This is a genomic window from Brucella sp. H1_1004 (assembly GCF_047308065.1).
Lineage (GTDB): Bacteria > Pseudomonadota > Alphaproteobacteria > Rhizobiales > Rhizobiaceae > Brucella > Brucella pseudogrignonensis_B.
In genome coordinates this window covers 863,673-879,775 of record NZ_JAYKZA010000002.1, presented here as the reverse complement: position 1 = coordinate 879,775, position 16,103 = coordinate 863,673, and the positions used below count along the sequence as shown (strand labels likewise).

Genomic DNA, 16,103 nt, shown 5'->3' with positions numbered 1-16,103 from the left:
CGCCGGCAATGTGCCCCGCTTCTTGACTTAATCTGCAAAGCGTTTGGTCGCTGCGATCAATTCATGCGTGATGCCGGGCTCGGTCACGGCGTGGCCGCTGTCCTCAACAATCCGCAGATCGGCTTCCGGCCACATCTTCTTGAGCTGCCAGGCATTGATAAACGGCGTACACATGTCATAACGGCCATGCACAATAACGCCGGGAATGTGGCGAATACGGTCGACATTGCGCAAAAGCTGATCATCAGTCTCAAGGAAGCCGCGGTTCTGAAAATAATGGCATTCGATACGTGCAAAAGCGATCGCATGATGATCGTCTCCAAACGCTTCGATGCGGGCCGGATCAGGCTGAATTGACAGCACCGACCCCTCCCACCGCGCCCATAAACGCGCTGCAGCGAGCTGAACTTGAGGGTCGCGGTCGGTAAGCCGCTTATAATAAGCGGCAATCATATCACCGCGTTCGTCTTCCGGGATATGCTCCTGATAGGCTTCAAAATGATCCGGGAAAATGATGCTGGCACCGTTTGAATACATCCAGTCGACTTCAAAGCGACGCACCATGAAAATGCCGCGCAAGATGAGTTCCGACACTTGCTGCGGATGGGTTTGTGCATAGGCGAGGCCAAGTGTCGAGCCCCAAGAACCACCAAAAACCTGCCATTTATCAATGCCAAGATGGGTGCGAATACGCTCCATATCTGCAACCAGATCCCATGTGGTGTTTTCGCGTAATTCCGCATGCGGCGTTGAACGGCCGCAGCCGCGCTGATCAAAAAGGATGATACGGTATTTTTCAGGATCGTGCAGGCAGCGCATGGCTGGCCTGATCCCACCACCCGGCCCACCATGAAGCATGATCACGGGTTTGCCATCAGGATTTCCACATTGCTCGACATAGATGCGATGCAAAGCCGATACTTGCAGCATCTCTTCTTTGAAGGGCACGATCTCCGGATAAAGCGTATTGCGTGTCATGTAAGGCCTTCTGATTGTCACCAAGGTCGCTGTTTCAAACCCAAAATTAGCGTATAATGCGGCCATAAGGGGGCAATGCGACATAAGTTCAGGCTAATGAATGCTATTTTTAGTTGCTAGCGACGAAAAACGGCATAAAACGAGACAGCTGCATGTCACCATGCATCGCTCGGGGAGGACTTTCAGAATGGCGTGCGAGGCTTATGCAATTTATCATCGCTGACGACCATCCGCTTTTCAGAGGTGCGCTGCGACAGGTTCTGTCAAGCTTGCCAGAAGAGGCAACTATCATTGAAGTCGGAGATTTCGAGGCTGCCAAGAAGCTGGTCGCGGAGCGCGACGACGTTGATCTGCTGTTGCTTGATCTGACCATGCCGGGCGGCACCGGCCTGTCTGGTCTGGTAACGCTGAAAGGGCTGGAACCAGCACTGCCTATTATTATCGTTTCCGCAACGGACGACGCTTCCACAATTCGGCATGCCATCGAGCTTGGCGCATCGGGCTTCATCTCAAAATCTGCGAGTATGGAGGCTATTGGCGAAGCTGTGCATGCCGTTCTTGCTGGCGATATATGGACGCCGTCTGATGTCGATATCGATGCCGTCCGCGACCCGGAGATCGAAACGCTGATTGCGAAAATCAGAACGTTGACCCCGCAACAGACCCGCGTTTTGACGATGCTGGCCGAAGGGCTGCTCAACAAACAGATCGCTTTTGAGTTGAATGTTTCGGAGGCCACCGTCAAGGCGCATGTCTCAGCCATTCTGCAAAAACTCGACGTTGACAGCCGCACACAAGCCGTCATCCTGCTCTCACGCATTGGCAGCGATGCGCTGACCAGCGAGCAAAGCTGACTTATTCGGCGGCAGCCGAACGCTGATGCAGTGCGCTCGATAGCAGCGCACGCAATGCAGCCGGTCGTAAGGGCTTGTTCAGAACAGTCACATTCTCTTCTTCCGCCCGTCTGCGCACTTCCTTGGAGCGATCAGCTGTCAGAAGTATTGCAGAGATCTCGCAGCCAAAACTTTCACGCGCAAAACCGATCATATCCAGACCGTTTTCATGATCGAGATGATAATCAGCGATGATGACGTCTGGCGGGACCTCCCGTTCAACGCAATAGACCTTCAGGCCTGAACCACCGCGCAATGTTGTGACGTTGCAGCCCCAGCCCGTCAGCAAGGTATCCATACCTGCCAGAATATTAGCATCATTATCGATGCACAGCACATCAAGCCCGGCAAGGCTCGACGCCCTTGTGAAGCCTTTGCGACTGGTAATTTCCCCGACCGGAACCGTCTCCTCGCTTATTGGAATGCGGATCGAAAAAACACTTCCCTTTCCCGATGCCGATGTAAATGTCAGCGGCAATTCGAGCATCCGTGTAATTCGATCGACAATGGAAAGGCCGAGTCCGAGCCCTTCTGCCTCGCGCATTCCTTCATCAAGGCGCGTGAACTCACGGAAAACGAGTTTCAGCTTCTGCTCGGGAATGCCGATCCCGGTATCAAGCACCTGCAGTTCAACGAAACCACCGCGGCGGCGAACACCAAACAGTACCCCCCCTTTCCGACTGTATTTAATCGCATTGGAAACCAGATTCTGGATAACGCGACGCAGCATATTGCGATCCGTCTTCACAACAATGCTTGAGGGAACCACGCGCAGCTTCAATCCCTTGTTGCGTGCCATCGGTGTGAAATCAGTCGCAATCTGGCTCAGAAGCCGGTCAAGACGAAACACCGTTTCTTCGGGCTTCAGTGCTCCGGTATCCAGCCGGGAAATATCCAGCACCATGCCCAGAATAGCTTCGACCGATTCCAGCGAACTATCGATATTGCGTGCAAGCTGGCTTGTTTCAGCACGACCAAGCTTTTCGGCCAGTGCTGTACTATAAAGCCGTGCCGCATTGAGCGGTTGCAGAATGTCATGCCCCGCCGCCGCCAAAAACCGTGTTTTACCAAGATTGGCCTCCTCGGCCACACTCTGCGCTTTGGCCAGTTTCTGGTTCACCAGTGTCAGTTCCGCCGTCCGGTCCACCACGCGCTGTTCGAGCACCTCCGCCTCATGCTGACGCATTCTGTCAGCTTCGACCTCAGCGGTAATGTCGGTATAGGTGGCAACAAGCCCACCATCCGGCATCGGATTGGAATTGATTTCAAGCACCTTTCCGGTGGATTTCAGCGTGAGCCGCCAGGGTTGACGCAGGGTCGCCAGCGAGCGGATCGCTGCATTTTGCGCATTCGCATTCAAATCGCCGCTGCGTACCAGATGCTCAACTATTTCGGATACCGGAATGCTGACCTGCATCACCTCGTCCGGCAGATCCAACAGTTTTCTGAACTGACGGTTCCAGCATGTGAGCCGCAAATCCTTATCGAGCACTGTGATGCCCTGATCCATCTGATCAAGGGCAATCTGCAACAGATCGCGATTCTGTTGCAAAGCGACAGACGCATCGTCGAGCAATTGCCGCGCATCCCGCGCCGATGCATCATTGCGCTTGAACAACAATGACAACACCAGACGCGCTGATGAAGAGCCAACTGCCGTTCCGAGCAACTGTTCCGCATAACGGATCAGCGGCGTATCGACCATCATGCCCGGATCGAGCTTGCGCTGTTCACGTCCCTCAAAGCGAATGAAGGCACGTTCAACACGTTCAGCGCCAAGATAACGCGCCATGGTGGATTTCAATTCTTCGACCGTTACAGTCGTGCGAAAGCGTTTGAGCGTGGGTGCCGCAATCGAATAGCGCGGCAGGAAAATACTGGCCTGAATGCGCTCCAAAGGCGTTGAGGAACGCGAAAGCGAACCAAGAATATAAAACAGCGTATTGGCGGCGAGGCTCCAGATTACCCCATGGGTGAGTGGCAGGGCTTCCGTGCCAAAGAGCGCTTCGGGCCGCAGCATGGCAAAACCAAGCAGACCATCGCGCAAAATAGCGGCATCTTGCGGCGCAACCGTTGGAAGCAACAGCGTGTAGGCCCAGATTAAAAAGCCAGCTGAAAGACCCAGCATCGCACCGCGTCCATTGGCGTTGCGCCAGAACAACCCGCCGATGAAAGACGGCACAAACTGCGCAATCGCGGCAAACGAAATAAGGCCGATAGACGCCAGATGAATATTGTTCGACGACATACGATAATAGGCGAAGGCCAACGCCAGAATGGCGACAATCGTCAGCCGCCGTGTGTTGAGAATGATCATTGTCAGATCACGCTGTTCGTTCGGGTGACGCAAAGCGAGCCAACGGATGATCAAGGGCAGAACAAGGTGATTGGAAATCATGATCGACAGCGCCACACAAGCGACAATGACCATGGCGGTTGCAGCGGAAAGCCCTCCAAAAAACGCGACCAGCGCCAGCGAATGGGCCCCCGCGGAAAGCGGCAAAGCCAATACATAAAGATCCCCGCTCACCGTATTTCCCAATGTCATCACACCGATCAGCGCTATCGGGAACACGAAGATATTGATCAGGATCAGATAGAGCGGGAACAGCCACGACGCCGTGCGCAATTCTTTTTCACTGCGGCTTTCAACGACTGTCACATGAAACTGGCGCGGCAGCATGATAATGGCAGCAGCACTCAGCATCGTATGCACAATCCATGTACCGATGGATGTTTCATAGTGGAATGCATCAAGGGCCGCTGGCGATTGTGAAATCTGTTCAATCAACTCGCCCGGCGAGCCGAACAGAAAGAACGTGCAGGCCAGACCGACGGTCAGAAATGCACAGAGTTTTATCACTGATTCGAGTGCGACAGCCAGAATGAGCCCATTCTGGTGTTCTGTCGCATCAGTATGGCGCGTGCCGAAGAGAATGGCGAAGACTGCCAGAACAGCCGCAACAGGCAATGAAATATCGCCAAACACAAAGGATGACGGATCAAAAGCGGCGCCATAATGCTCCATAACCAGTCCGACGCTACCCGAAACAGCTTTGAGTTGCAGCGCGATATAAGGGATGGAGCCGACAGCGGCGATGCAGGTTGCAAGGGACGCCACGCCAAAACTCTTGCCATAGCGTGCTGCGAGAAAATCGGCGATGGAGGTGATATGTTCAGCTTTTGCCAACCTTACGATATGGCGTAGCAGGCGGTTGCCAAGCGTGAAAACCAGAATAGGCCCGATATAGATGCCCAGGAATTCCAGTCCGCGTTGTGCTGACAGTCCGACGGAGCCAAAGAAGGTCCATGACGTACAGTAAACAGCCAGGCTGAGCGCATAGATATAGGGTCGTGGGGCACTGCTCCAGCGCGCGGCGCGACGATCACCGATGCTTGCCACGGCAAACAACATCAATAGATACAGAAATGCGACGCCTAAAATTCCCCAGCCCTGCATTGCCGGACTTCCCTCCCCACCTGTTAAGCCCCTATTGAGCAAACAGATGTGGGAAGGCAAGCATTTTCAGCGAAGGTGCGCAAGAGCGACTATAGGGGCATAAGGTTATTGCTGCGTGCCAGCGGCCGGCTTTTCAGGCTCGCTGTCAAAGCTCTTTGCCACATCCATGAAACGGCGCATGAAGCGTTCCATATAGCCCAGTGACTGTTCGAACTCTGCTTCCGAAGGCAACTTGGAAGGCGTGGCTGATGCCGCACCTGACTGGATCGCCGCAAGCCTGTCCTCGAGTTTTTTCACCCGGTCCTGCAAATCGGAAATGTCATTCTCATAGGCCTCACGGTCTTCGGTCGCCATCTTGCAGATGAGCTGGCCCTGCTGCTCATTACAGACCGAAAGCGCACCTGTGCGCGTATCAAGCCGCACATAGCCGGTTTCTGTGCCTTCGAGGCGATAGCGTCCATTCTCCTGAGCGTAAGCACTGCTTGCAACAAAGCTAAACCCAAGCATTGAAGCGACAGCGATTGCATGAATTTTGCCAGTCATAGTCGACCTCCTTTAGAATACTTTTTAAGCGCATCTTGTCCGAAAACCGCTTCACACTTTTCGGGATGCGCTTGAGCTCCCCCCATCATATGGGAGCTATGCAAGAAAAACGAACAAGTCATGCTTTGATTTTCTAATAAATTCGGGCTAGAGAGCCGCCATGACCAAAACGACCATTTACAAGATCGCCCCGCGCGATCTCTGGGCGCAGGCAGAAGAGGCTGGCAAATTTACCGGGGCACCGGTTGATATTGCCGATGGCTATATCCATTTCTCCACCCATGAACAGGTGCGTGAAACAGCAGCCAAACATTTTGCCGGGCAAGCCGATCTGCTGCTGGTGAGCGTGGATGCTGCGGCGTTGGGCGATGCGCTGAAATATGAAACCTCGCGCGGTGGCGCCTTGTTTCCGCATCTGTACGCCGTGTTACCATTATCGGCAGTGACAAAGGTCGAGCCCTTGCCGCTCGGCGACAATGGACTCCACATCTTCCCGGAGCTTGAGGGTTAATGAGCGGATTTTTTGAAGCAATCGGTCGACGTGCATTGTTTACGCTCGACGCCGAGCAAGCGCATGGTCTGTCGATCGCAGGGCTGAAAACCGGTATTGTCACCTGTAGCCGCCCACACGATCCGGCTCTTGGTGTTAAAATTGCAGGATTGCTGTTTCCAAACCCGGTCGGCATGGCCGCAGGCTTCGACAAAAATGCCGAAGTGCCGGATGCGCTTTTGAAAATCGGCTTTGGCTTCACCGAAGTCGGCACCATTACGCCCCGACCACAGAGCGGCAATCCACGTCCGCGCATTTTCCGTCTGGTGGATGACCATGCCGTGATCAACCGTCTTGGCTTCAACAATGAAGGCCATGATGCGGCGTTCAAGCGTCTGTCGCAGCGCGCTGGCAAAAGTGGTATTGTCGGCGTGAATATCGGCGCCAACAAGGATGCTGAAGACCGGATCGGCGATTATGTTGCGGGTATTCGGAAATTCTATCAATTGGCGCGTTATTTCACCGTCAATATTTCATCGCCCAACACGCCGGGCTTGCGCAATCTGCAATCGCGCGATGCTTTGCGCGAGCTGCTTTCCCGGGTGCTGGCCGCACGCGATGAAGAAGGCCAGATGTGCACGCTGAAACGCCCGGTTTTCCTGAAAATTGCACCGGATCTTGCAGACGAAGAGCTGGATGATATTGCAGCAGAGGCGCTTGCGCAGAAGCTTGACGGCATTATTGTTTCCAACACCACATTGTCGCGCAATGGACTGAACAGCAGCGAGAACCGCGAAGAAGCCGGTGGTCTTTCGGGTGTGCCGCTGTTTGAACGTTCGACGATTATTCTGGCGCGTATGCGGGAACGTGTCGGCGTTGACATGCCGCTGATCGGTGTCGGCGGCATCGACAGTGCGGAAACCGCGCTCACGAAGATCAAAGCGGGGGCCGATCTCGTCCAGCTTTATACCGGCATGATCTATCGCGGTCCCGGTCTTGCATCAGACATCGTGCGCGGGCTATCGAAAGCTGTGAAAGCCGAAGGTGTGGCCAGCATTTCTGATCTGCGCGACCGCGACACACAAGCGTGGGCCGCGCGTCGTCTGCCCGATTAAACTTCTCTTGAGCATGATCTTATTCCGAAAACCGGTTCCCACTTTTCGGGATCATGCTTTGAAGAATTCAGTTCTATATCTGCGTGGCAGTAACGCCAGAAGCGTGATGCCACGGATGGACAAGAACAGATTGATTGCCAGCCAAAGCCCGTGGTTTCCCATCACGGGCTTTGCTGCATAAAGAACCGCTAGAAAGAATATCAGCGAGAAAAACATCATATTGCGCATGTCGCGCGACCATGTTGCGCCGATATAGACCCCATCCATATGGAATGCGAGCAAGCCGGTAAGCCCCGTCAATGCCGCCCATGGCAGATATCTGATCGCCTCGTCACGCACGTCCTCTGCTTTGGAGAGAAGGCTGATGATTGCATCGCCAAAGATCAGCAAAATCAGCGCAATAACGGCGGACATGACCAACCCCCAGACGAAGGTGAGCTTTGCGCCGCGCACGAAAGCCGGACTATAGCGCGCACCCACCGAACGACCGATAATCTGTTCGACCGCGGCCGCCATTCCATCAAGGAAAAAGCCGCAGATGAGGAAGAAATTCATCAAAACCGCGTTTGCCGCAAGCGTGACCGGCCCAAGCTCGGAACCCGCGCGGGTGAAATAAGCAAAAGCTGTGAGCAGAAGGATCGAGCGGATCATAATATCGCGGTTGAGCGCCACCATCCTGACGATGCCTGTCTTATCCAGAATCTGCTTGATGTCAGGATGACGCCCGGTCTGCTTGTGGAAATGACGCATGACGAGAAAGAGGCCGACAATCGCCGCTACCGTTTCACCCGTCACCGTTGCCCAGGCAACACCGGCCACACCCCAGCCAAGTTCCAGCCCCAGCACAATGCAGAGTACAATATTGATACCATTAATCAGCACCTGCAGGCTTAGGCCCAAAATACCCTGCCCGCGCCCGAGCAGCAGGCCAAGCACCGAATAATTAATCAGCGCCACCGGCGCTGAAAGCATACGGATCGACACATAGGTGATCATCGCTTCCTGCGTGGCAAGGGTCGGATGAATGAAGTCCGATGCAACTTTCAGCGTCAGCGGCAGGCTTAAAATCATCAGCAAGCCAGCAGCAATTGCTATCAGGATAGCCCGCCAGAAAATGGCCTGTTCTTCGGCCTTGTCTTCCGCACCCATTGCTTGTGCGACAAGCCCGGTTGTGCCCGAGCGCAAGAAACTGAACATGGTCAGTAGAAAATCAAACACCAGCGCACCAATGGCGAGGCCGCCAATCAGCTCCGCCTGCCCCATCTGACCAACCACACCCATGTCCACAAGCCCCAGCAACGGGGTGGTGATGGCGGCAAGTGTCATCGGCACGGCGATCATCATCACCATGCGATTGGTCACTTCAAATGGTCTGGAAACAATGCTCTGGTCGTGCAGCATATGATCCCCGGCTTTCCCAAAATTCAAACAAGATAAGGGAAAGCTCTATTCTGGAATCATTCAAAACGACAGAAAATTCGGCCACCGCATTGTCGCAGCCCTGACAGCATGATGTCAGGAGTGATGCGCGTTTAAGATATCTATAGCCCAAGCATCATCGCCCAGTAAATGCGGCGCGGATTGTTTTCCGGTGTGGCCCATGCCAGCCCGTAATGTCTGAAGGTCGGATCAAGCATATTTTTGCGGTGCCCCGGCGATTTCATCCACGCGTCAAAAACGGCCTGCGTATTGGGCTGGCCGGAGGCAACATTTTCCGCTGCAGGCCCACGAATGCCAGCCTGCTTGAGCCGGGAGACAAAACCATTGCCCCAGCCGACCGAATGCCCGATCTTGCCATAGCTTGCCATGCGGCGCGCCTGATAAAGCGCTGCCTTTTCAAGCTTGCTGTCGGTGGCCATCAAGGGGAGGCCGTTGGCCTTGCGGATTTGATTGAACAATGCCGTTGGATCAACGTCTCCTGCCGCAGCTTCAGCAAAGCTTTTCGGCAGTGCTGCAAAGGTGAGAGCCCCGCCAGCGAGGATCAGAAAGCCGCGCCGTGACAGAGTGAAAGCATTGTTCTGCTGCATTGATCGTTATCCTAAGCTGTTGCTTATTTACGATAGCTGAGGATTCGGAGCAAAATAAAGACCGGAATAACCACGGCTGCACCAAGAACAAGATAATCGGCAAAACCGGCAATGGCAGAGAAGCCCATATTCCAAAGACGCAGAACGAAATCGCGGATGCCATAGAGAATATCATAAGGCGTCCAGTGGAACGCGCTCATCACCACGCCAACCACCAGCGAGATCAGCACAAGCTTGATCAATACGCGCGCAGGCGTATCGCCAAGAAATCGGTTCACACCATCAGACATGCAAATCTCCTGCATTCAGTATCTGCCAGAGCGGCAGTTTCGTCGCGGAAAATAGGTGGTCAGTGCAGGATTCGCAAGTAATCTCGCTTTCTCAGCGTTCTTTGCGATAATCACGCGGCGGCTTCTGCTTCTGGCGTACAAACGAGCGGTTCATGCTGCGCGTATCCGTGAAGCCACTGGCAACGGCCACTTCCAGCAATGACAGCCCGGTTTCAGACAGCAGTTCGCGCGCTTTCTTGACCCGTAATTCTTCGCGCACTTCAAACGCCGTGCGCCCCACCGCCATGCGAAAACCGCGCTCCATCTGGCGCACCGAGATGCCCAGTTTGCGCGCAACATCGATCATCGGCACTGGCTCTTCCAGTGTTTCCTCAAAAATGCGGATCGCCTTGCGGATCATTGGCGAGCGGACACCGTTGAAGCTCAAGGCAGGCTGCTCGGAGCGCACGAGCTCATAGGGGATCATCAGAATGGACGCGCTTTTGCGGGCCAGTTCCTCGGAGATTTCATTCTGGATGATCGACAGCGAAAGCGATGCAGCGCCAAGACCGCCCGCGCAGGTATAATGCCGTCCACTGCGGTGAAACAGACTGGTCGTATCGGCTGAATAGCCATCGAAAAGATCGAGAAAATCATCCCGATGAAACCAGCTGACACAGCAATTGCGATCCTCAAGCAAGCCACCTTCGGCCAGCAGAAACGCCGCCGTGCAGAGGCCGACAACCGTCTTGCCGCGTTTGTCGGCACGCTTTATCAGATCGACCAGCGCCTGCTGACGCGGACGATATTGCGCGAGAAGACCACCAACAACGGCCACATAATCGCATTCGTCCAGTTCACCAATGGGGGCAGTCGGTTCAATGACCATGCCGGAACTGGAGGTGACGGGGTCGCCCGACAATGTGCAGATTTTCCAGGCACAACGGATCTGTCGACTTTTGTCGCGATCATCTGCCGCCAGACGAAACGGATCAAGAAACAGACTCAGCGCCGTGAGCGTAAAGCCTGGCAGCGCGACAATACCCACGGACAGGCGGCGCGCTGGCGCATCCGTGCTTGTTTCCCGAGCCTCATCCTTCCTTTTTTGCACCTCTGCACTCCTCCACCATATCCCCTTTTATACGAACGGGATCAGGAAGAACGCAATCACCGGAAATGCTTGGAGAGCTTGAGTTGTTGCGCCTGATAATTCGATCCAAGATCGATGCCATACAGCGCTTTCGGGCGTTTCAACATGTGCTCATAAACAAGACGGCCGACAATCTGGCCATGTTCGAGAATGAACGGGACTTCATGACTGCGTACTTCCAGAACCGCTCGGCTTCCTGTTCCACCCGCAGCGGTGTGACCGAAGCCCGGATCAAAGAAGCCTGCATAATGCACACGGAATTCACCGACCAGCGGGTCGAAAGGCGTCATTTCTGCTGCGAAAAGCGGCGGCACATGCACCGCTTCGCGCGAAACAAGGATATAGAATTCATCCGGATCGAGCACCAGTTCCCGTGATCCACGATCATAGATCGGCTCCCAGAAGTCGAGAACATCATGCGCAGCACGCTGGTCGACATCGACAACCGCCGTATGATGCTTTCCACGATAACCGATCAGCTTGTCTTTATCACCCGAGAGATCGACGGAAAGTGCGATGCCGCCGCCCGAGATATTGGGCTGTTCCGCCGCCACCAGCGTTTCGTTCTGATGCAGTGTTGCAAGTTCCGCTTCGGTGAGCTGTGCGCGGCCCTGACGAAAACGGATTTGCGACAGGCGCGATCCAGTGCGTGCCACAATCGGGAAAGTGCGCGGGCTCACTTCAAGATAAAGCGGGCCATGATAGCCAGCGGGTACCTTGTCGAACTCCTGCGCACCATCGGCGATAACGCGGGTGAAAATATCAAGGCGGCCCGTCGAGCTTTTCGGATTGGCAGAAGCCGACAGTTCCGGCGAAAGCGACAGGCTTTCAAGCAATGGCACGATATAGACGCAGCCGGTTTCAAGCACCGCGCCTGCGGTCAGATCGATCTCGTGAAGCTTGAGGCGCTCTAGTTTGTCGATGACCGGCGTTCCCGGACCCGGCATAAAAGAGGCGCGTACACGATAGGCTTTCGCACCCAGTCGCAAATCGAGGCTGGCAGGCTGAATCTGATCGGCATCCAATGGACGCGCAGATTTGAGCAAACCGCTTTCAAACAGCGCGGCAATATCCGCATCTGCCAGAATTCCTGCTTCCCTCTGTGTCATACCACTGAACTCCGTGAATTACTTAAAATCGGTCTATGACCATTGACCGTTCAAAGCGCTCCTGCCAACCCTCAAGGCCTGTGGTTTGCGGGTTTTCCGCAGGAATCACAGCGCATGCGCTGTTCTCAGGCAGCGCTTTTCCTAAAAACTGACCATTCAAGCATTGACGGCCCCGCGCAACAGGCATAAGGAAAAAACGTTCCGTGGTGATTTGGCCGGCCGGCTTGCAGCCACGTTAAAGAATTCGCTAAAATAAGGCCGCGGTTCGTTACCGGCCTTTTGCGTGTTCGCGAGGCCGGTTTTTTATTGGCCGCCGAGGCTTTCCAGGTCCCGGCCGACCAGCTTTCGACAGGTTGGAAAAATGACGAATAAGACTACCCGTAAGTTACGCCCGGCAACGCAGCTCGTTCATGCAGGATCGCTGCGTTCCGGCTTTGCAGAGTTGTCCGAAGCTCTCTATCTGACGCAGGGCTTTCTTTACCCGACAGCAGAAGCCGCAGAAGCGCGCTTCAAAGGTGAAGACCCGGGGTTCATCTATTCGCGTTATGCCAATCCAACCACCGACATGTTTGAAAAGCGCATGTGCGCGCTCGAAGGCGCGGAAGATGCACGCGCCTTCACCTCCGGCATGTCGGCTGTCGCCGCATCCATTCTCTGTCAGGTCCAGGCAGGTGAGCATGTCATTTGTGCGCGTGCCGTCTTCGGCTCATCGCGCTACATTATTGAAACGCTGCTGCCGCGCTATGGCGTTGAGTTCTCCATCATCGACGGCTCGAAGATTGAAAACTGGAAGGCAGCTGTTCGTCCGAACACCAAAGTGATGCTGCTCGAAAGCCCATCGAACCCGACGCTTGAGGTGATCGACATTGCAGCCGTTGCAGAGATTGCCAATGAAATCGGCGCAAAGCTGATCGTTGACAACGTTTTTGCAACGCCGCTTTACCAGAAGCCTCTGGAACTTGGCGCGCATATCGTCGTCTATTCGACCACCAAGCATATTGATGGTCAGGGCCGTTGCCTCGGCGGGATCATCCTTTCCGATCAGGAATGGACCGAAGAAGTGCTACAGCCTTACTTCCGTCATACCGGCCCGGGCATGAGCCCATTCAATGCATGGATCATGCTGAAGGGTCTGGAAACGCTCGGCGTTCGTGTGCGTCAGCAGACGCAATCGGCGGCAGCCGTTGCCAATGCGCTTGCTGGTCAGGCCGGTGTGAAGCAGGTCATTTATCCGGGCCGTGCCGACCACCCGCAGGCAGACATTATTGCAAAACAGATGACCGGCGGCTCGACACTGATCGCGCTCGAACTCGAAGGCGGCAAGGAAGCGGCATTCAAGTTTGAGAATGCGTTGCAGGTCTTCAGCATTTCCAACAATCTGGGCGACGCGAAGAGCATCATCACTCATCCGGCTACAACCACGCATCAGAGCCTCTCGGACGAAGCACGCGCAGAACTCGGTATTTCTGACGGTATGCTGCGTATTTCTGTGGGTCTTGAAGATCAGGATGACCTGGTTGAAGACGTACTAGAAGCGCTTGCCGCTGCGCGCTGATTGATAGAGCCAAATAAAGCAATTGCCGGAACATTCCGGCAGTTGCAGCCACAAATCGTTGACCTTACCCGCAAGTTTGGCGATAGAAGACAATGACACGGTATAATTTTAAGGCGGGTGCGCATGTACAGAGCGGTAACACGGGATATTGAGGTAACGGCTGAGCCGTTTTATCTCGAAGACCAGTCCGAGCCGGACGAAAACCGCTATGTCTGGGGCTATCGGATCACCATTGCCAACAATTCATCGCAGAGTGTTCAGCTTCGTTCGCGCTATTGGCAGATCACTGATGGCAATGGCCGCATTGAAGAAGTGCGCGGCGCTGGCGTGATTGGCGAACAGCCAACACTCAATCCCGGCGACTCTTATCAATATTCATCTGGATGCCCGCTGAGCACAACATCAGGCGTCATGGTCGGGCGCTATCAGATGCAGACCCCTGACGGGAATGCGTTTGACGTCGATATTCCAGCCTTCTCGCTGGATATTCCAGAAACAAGACGCACCCTGAATTAGAAAAGGCGGCTGGTAAGAGCCGCCTTATAATAGTTGTTACTTCGCAAACTGCGCCGGATCAAACTCATAGGTCGTTGAGCAGAATTCGCACGTGACCGAAATCTTGCCGTCCTTGACGCTGTCCTCAATCTCTTCAGCCGAGAAATTATTGAACACACCTTCGATCTTCTCGCGCGAGCATGAGCAATTATCCTCAACGCGGATCGATTCATACACGCGCACGCCACGCTCATGGAACAGACGATAAAGCAGTCGTTCTGAGCCAACTTGCGGGTCGGTCAGCTCCGAGCTCTCAATCGTTCCCACCAGCGAACGCGCTTCATCCCAGCCATCATCGTCAGGGCCAAGAACAGCAGTGTTTTCATCGCCATCGCCACCCGGAAGATCAGGCATGCGTGCGCGCATTTCCGATTCCGGCAGGAACTGAATCATCAGACCACCAGCACGCCAGCGCTCAATCAGCTTGCCTTCACTGTCGCGTTCAACAAGCTTTGCAACGCTTAGCTTCATATCGGTTGCAATCTGCTCCGACTGACGGAAATAGGTGCGTGCAATTTCTTCCAGCGTCGATCCGTCAAGCGCAACAATGCCCTGATAGCGCTGCGTATGCGCACCCTGATCGACCGTAAACGCGAGCGTTCCGCGACCAAGCAGTTCTTCGGGGCGTGTTTTGCCAGCGCTTACGGCTTCCGCAACGCGCTCTGCATCAAAACGCGCATAAGCACGCACAGACTTCGGCGTGCGGAAATCCACGACCAGCATATCAACCGGACCGTCAGACTGGGTCTGGAAGATAAACTTGCCTTCAAACTTCAATGATGTGCCAAGAAGCGTGGTCAGAACCGTCGCTTCCGCCAGAAGGCGGGCAACATGTTCCGGGTAGTCGTGGCGCTTCAAAATTGCGTCAATGCTGGCGCCCAGTTGCACAGCGCGACCACGCACGTCGAGCCCTTCCACCTGGAAAGGCACAACGGCGTCATCACCTGCGAACTCGAAGTTGTTCAGATCAATATGAACAACTTCAGCTTCGTTATGCTCTGTGCTGATCTTGTCAGACAAATTATGCTCCCAATCAGCTGCCTTGCAGGCACCACGCCAGAATAGCTTTCTGCGCGTGAAGCCTGTTTTCAGCTTCATCGAAGACGACCGATTGCGGGCCGTCGATCACTTCGTCGGTCACTTCCTCGCCGCGGTGCGCGGGCAGGCAGTGCATGAAAAGCGCCTTCGGGTCAGCTTTAGCCATCAGACGTGCATTCACCTGATAGGGCATGAAAACATTATGGCCGCGAGCGTGATCTTCCTGCCCCATGGAAACCCATGTGTCTGTGACGATGCAATCTGCACCGCTCACAGCTTTGTCCGGGTCTATCGTGGACAGGATGTTCGCGCCGTTTGCCTTTGCCCAATCGATATATTGCTGCTTCGGCTCGCTGCCTTCCGGCGTTGCGATATTGACGTTGAAATCAAAACGCGCCGCAGCTTCCACAAGCGAATGAAGAACGTTGTTACCGTCCCCCATCCAGGCAAAGGTCTTGCCTTTGATCGAGCCGCGATGTTCCTCATATGTAAGAACGTCTGCCATGATCTGACAAGGGTGTGTATCGTCGGTCAGTGCATTAATTACCGGAACGGTCGCATGTTCGGCCAATTCCAGCATGCGATCATGCGATGTTGTACGGATCATGATCGCGTCAACATAACGCGAAAGCACCTTTGCGGTGTCCGCAATGGTTTCGCTGCGACCGAGCTGCATTTCCGAACCCGTGAGCATGATCGTCTCGCCACCCAGCTGACGCATGCCGACATCGAACGATACGCGGGTACGGGTGGAGGGCTTTTCAAAAATCATCGCCAGCACCTTGCCCGCGAATGGCTTTTCGATCTCGCCAGCTTTTGTGCGTGCCTTACGAGCCTTGGCGTCTTCCATGATCGCGCGCAGTTCCGTTGCCGGAACAGCTGAGAGGTCAATGAAGTGCTTTATACCATTATTCGCCATAA

At 54.6% G+C, this 16,103-nt stretch carries 15 protein-coding genes and 1 riboswitch; of the genes, 5 read left to right on the top strand and 10 right to left on the bottom strand.

Features of this window, described 5'->3' with window-relative positions:
* Positions 1-27: 27 nt before the first annotated feature.
* Positions 28-978, bottom strand: a complete 951-nt coding sequence (pip, locus tag U2P60_RS11405) for a prolyl aminopeptidase (protein WP_413572716.1) — start codon at positions 976-978, stop codon at positions 28-30.
* Positions 979-1,181: 203 nt separating this feature from the next.
* Between pip and U2P60_RS11400 the strand changes: the two genes are divergently transcribed.
* Positions 1,182-1,832 carry a response regulator transcription factor gene (locus U2P60_RS11400; protein ID WP_313827935.1) on the top strand — a complete coding sequence of 217 codons (651 nt, stop codon included), beginning with the start codon at positions 1,182-1,184 and terminating at the stop codon, positions 1,830-1,832.
* Between the two features lies 1 nt (position 1,833).
* Here U2P60_RS11400 and U2P60_RS11395 read toward each other — a convergent pair whose 3' ends face one another.
* Both U2P60_RS11395 and U2P60_RS11390 read right to left on the bottom strand, forming a co-directional pair.
* A complete protein-coding gene (locus U2P60_RS11395) occupies positions 1,834-5,331 on the bottom strand; it encodes a NahK/ErcS family hybrid sensor histidine kinase/response regulator (RefSeq protein ID WP_413572715.1) in 3,498 nt (1,165 codons plus the stop codon).
* A 105-nt stretch (positions 5,332-5,436) separates the two neighbouring features.
* Positions 5,437-5,874 carry a hypothetical protein gene (locus tag U2P60_RS11390; RefSeq protein WP_413572713.1) on the bottom strand — a complete coding sequence of 146 codons (438 nt, stop codon included), beginning with the start codon at positions 5,872-5,874 and terminating at the stop codon, positions 5,437-5,439.
* Between the two features lie 160 nt (positions 5,875-6,034).
* On the opposite strand from U2P60_RS11390, the gene U2P60_RS11385 reads away from it, so the two are divergent.
* Together U2P60_RS11385 and U2P60_RS11380 are read left to right on the top strand one after the other, a co-directional pair.
* Complete coding sequence (locus U2P60_RS11385; protein WP_313827932.1) at positions 6,035-6,385, top strand: DUF952 domain-containing protein; 351 nt, start codon at positions 6,035-6,037, stop codon at positions 6,383-6,385.
* Positions 6,385-7,479 (top strand): quinone-dependent dihydroorotate dehydrogenase, encoded by a 1,095-nt coding sequence (locus U2P60_RS11380; RefSeq protein ID WP_413572712.1) that lies wholly within the window; start codon positions 6,385-6,387, stop codon positions 7,477-7,479. Before U2P60_RS11385 ends, U2P60_RS11380 begins: the two co-directional genes overlap by 1 nt.
* Before the next feature lie 51 nt (positions 7,480-7,530).
* On the opposite strand, the gene U2P60_RS11375 is transcribed toward U2P60_RS11380, so the two are convergent.
* From U2P60_RS11375 to U2P60_RS11355, 5 genes are all read right to left on the bottom strand, one after another.
* Positions 7,531-8,880 carry an MATE family efflux transporter gene (locus U2P60_RS11375; RefSeq protein ID WP_413572711.1) on the bottom strand — a complete coding sequence of 450 codons (1,350 nt, stop codon included), beginning with the start codon at positions 8,878-8,880 and terminating at the stop codon, positions 7,531-7,533.
* Positions 8,881-9,020: 140 nt separating this feature from the next.
* Positions 9,021-9,506 (bottom strand): CAP domain-containing protein, encoded by a 486-nt coding sequence (locus U2P60_RS11370; RefSeq protein ID WP_413572709.1) that lies wholly within the window; start codon positions 9,504-9,506, stop codon positions 9,021-9,023.
* A gap of 23 nt (positions 9,507-9,529) precedes the next feature.
* On the bottom strand, positions 9,530-9,796 hold the full coding sequence (locus tag U2P60_RS11365; protein WP_413572708.1) for a DUF6460 domain-containing protein: 267 nt from the start codon (positions 9,794-9,796) through the stop codon (positions 9,530-9,532).
* 91 nt (positions 9,797-9,887) lie between these two features.
* On the bottom strand, positions 9,888-10,886 hold the full coding sequence (locus tag U2P60_RS11360) for a GlxA family transcriptional regulator (protein WP_313827927.1): 999 nt from the start codon (positions 10,884-10,886) through the stop codon (positions 9,888-9,890).
* 56 nt (positions 10,887-10,942) lie between these two features.
* Complete coding sequence (locus tag U2P60_RS11355; protein WP_313827926.1) at positions 10,943-12,034, bottom strand: 2'-deoxycytidine 5'-triphosphate deaminase; 1,092 nt, start codon at positions 12,032-12,034, stop codon at positions 10,943-10,945.
* A gap of 193 nt (positions 12,035-12,227) precedes the next feature.
* Positions 12,228-12,308: riboswitch (SAM riboswitch) on the top strand.
* An 87-nt stretch (positions 12,309-12,395) separates the two neighbouring features.
* Between U2P60_RS11355 and U2P60_RS11350 the strand changes: the two genes are divergently transcribed.
* Positions 12,396-13,589: an O-succinylhomoserine sulfhydrylase gene (locus U2P60_RS11350; protein ID WP_413572706.1), complete on the top strand. Its 1,194-nt coding sequence runs from the start codon at positions 12,396-12,398 to the stop codon at positions 13,587-13,589.
* 123 nt (positions 13,590-13,712) lie between these two features.
* Positions 13,713-14,105 (top strand): Co2+/Mg2+ efflux protein ApaG, encoded by a 393-nt coding sequence (gene apaG, locus U2P60_RS11345; protein WP_413572705.1) that lies wholly within the window; start codon positions 13,713-13,715, stop codon positions 14,103-14,105.
* Between the two features lie 36 nt (positions 14,106-14,141).
* Here the strand turns inward: apaG and U2P60_RS11340 are convergent, their stop codons facing one another.
* Together U2P60_RS11340 and argF are read right to left on the bottom strand one after the other, a co-directional pair.
* On the bottom strand, positions 14,142-15,164 hold the full coding sequence (locus U2P60_RS11340) for an Hsp33 family molecular chaperone (RefSeq protein ID WP_413573766.1): 1,023 nt from the start codon (positions 15,162-15,164) through the stop codon (positions 14,142-14,144).
* Positions 15,165-15,177: 13 nt separating this feature from the next.
* Positions 15,178-16,101, bottom strand: a complete 924-nt coding sequence (argF, locus tag U2P60_RS11335; RefSeq protein ID WP_413572703.1) for an ornithine carbamoyltransferase — start codon at positions 16,099-16,101, stop codon at positions 15,178-15,180.
* Between the last annotated feature and the right edge of the window lie 2 nt (positions 16,102-16,103).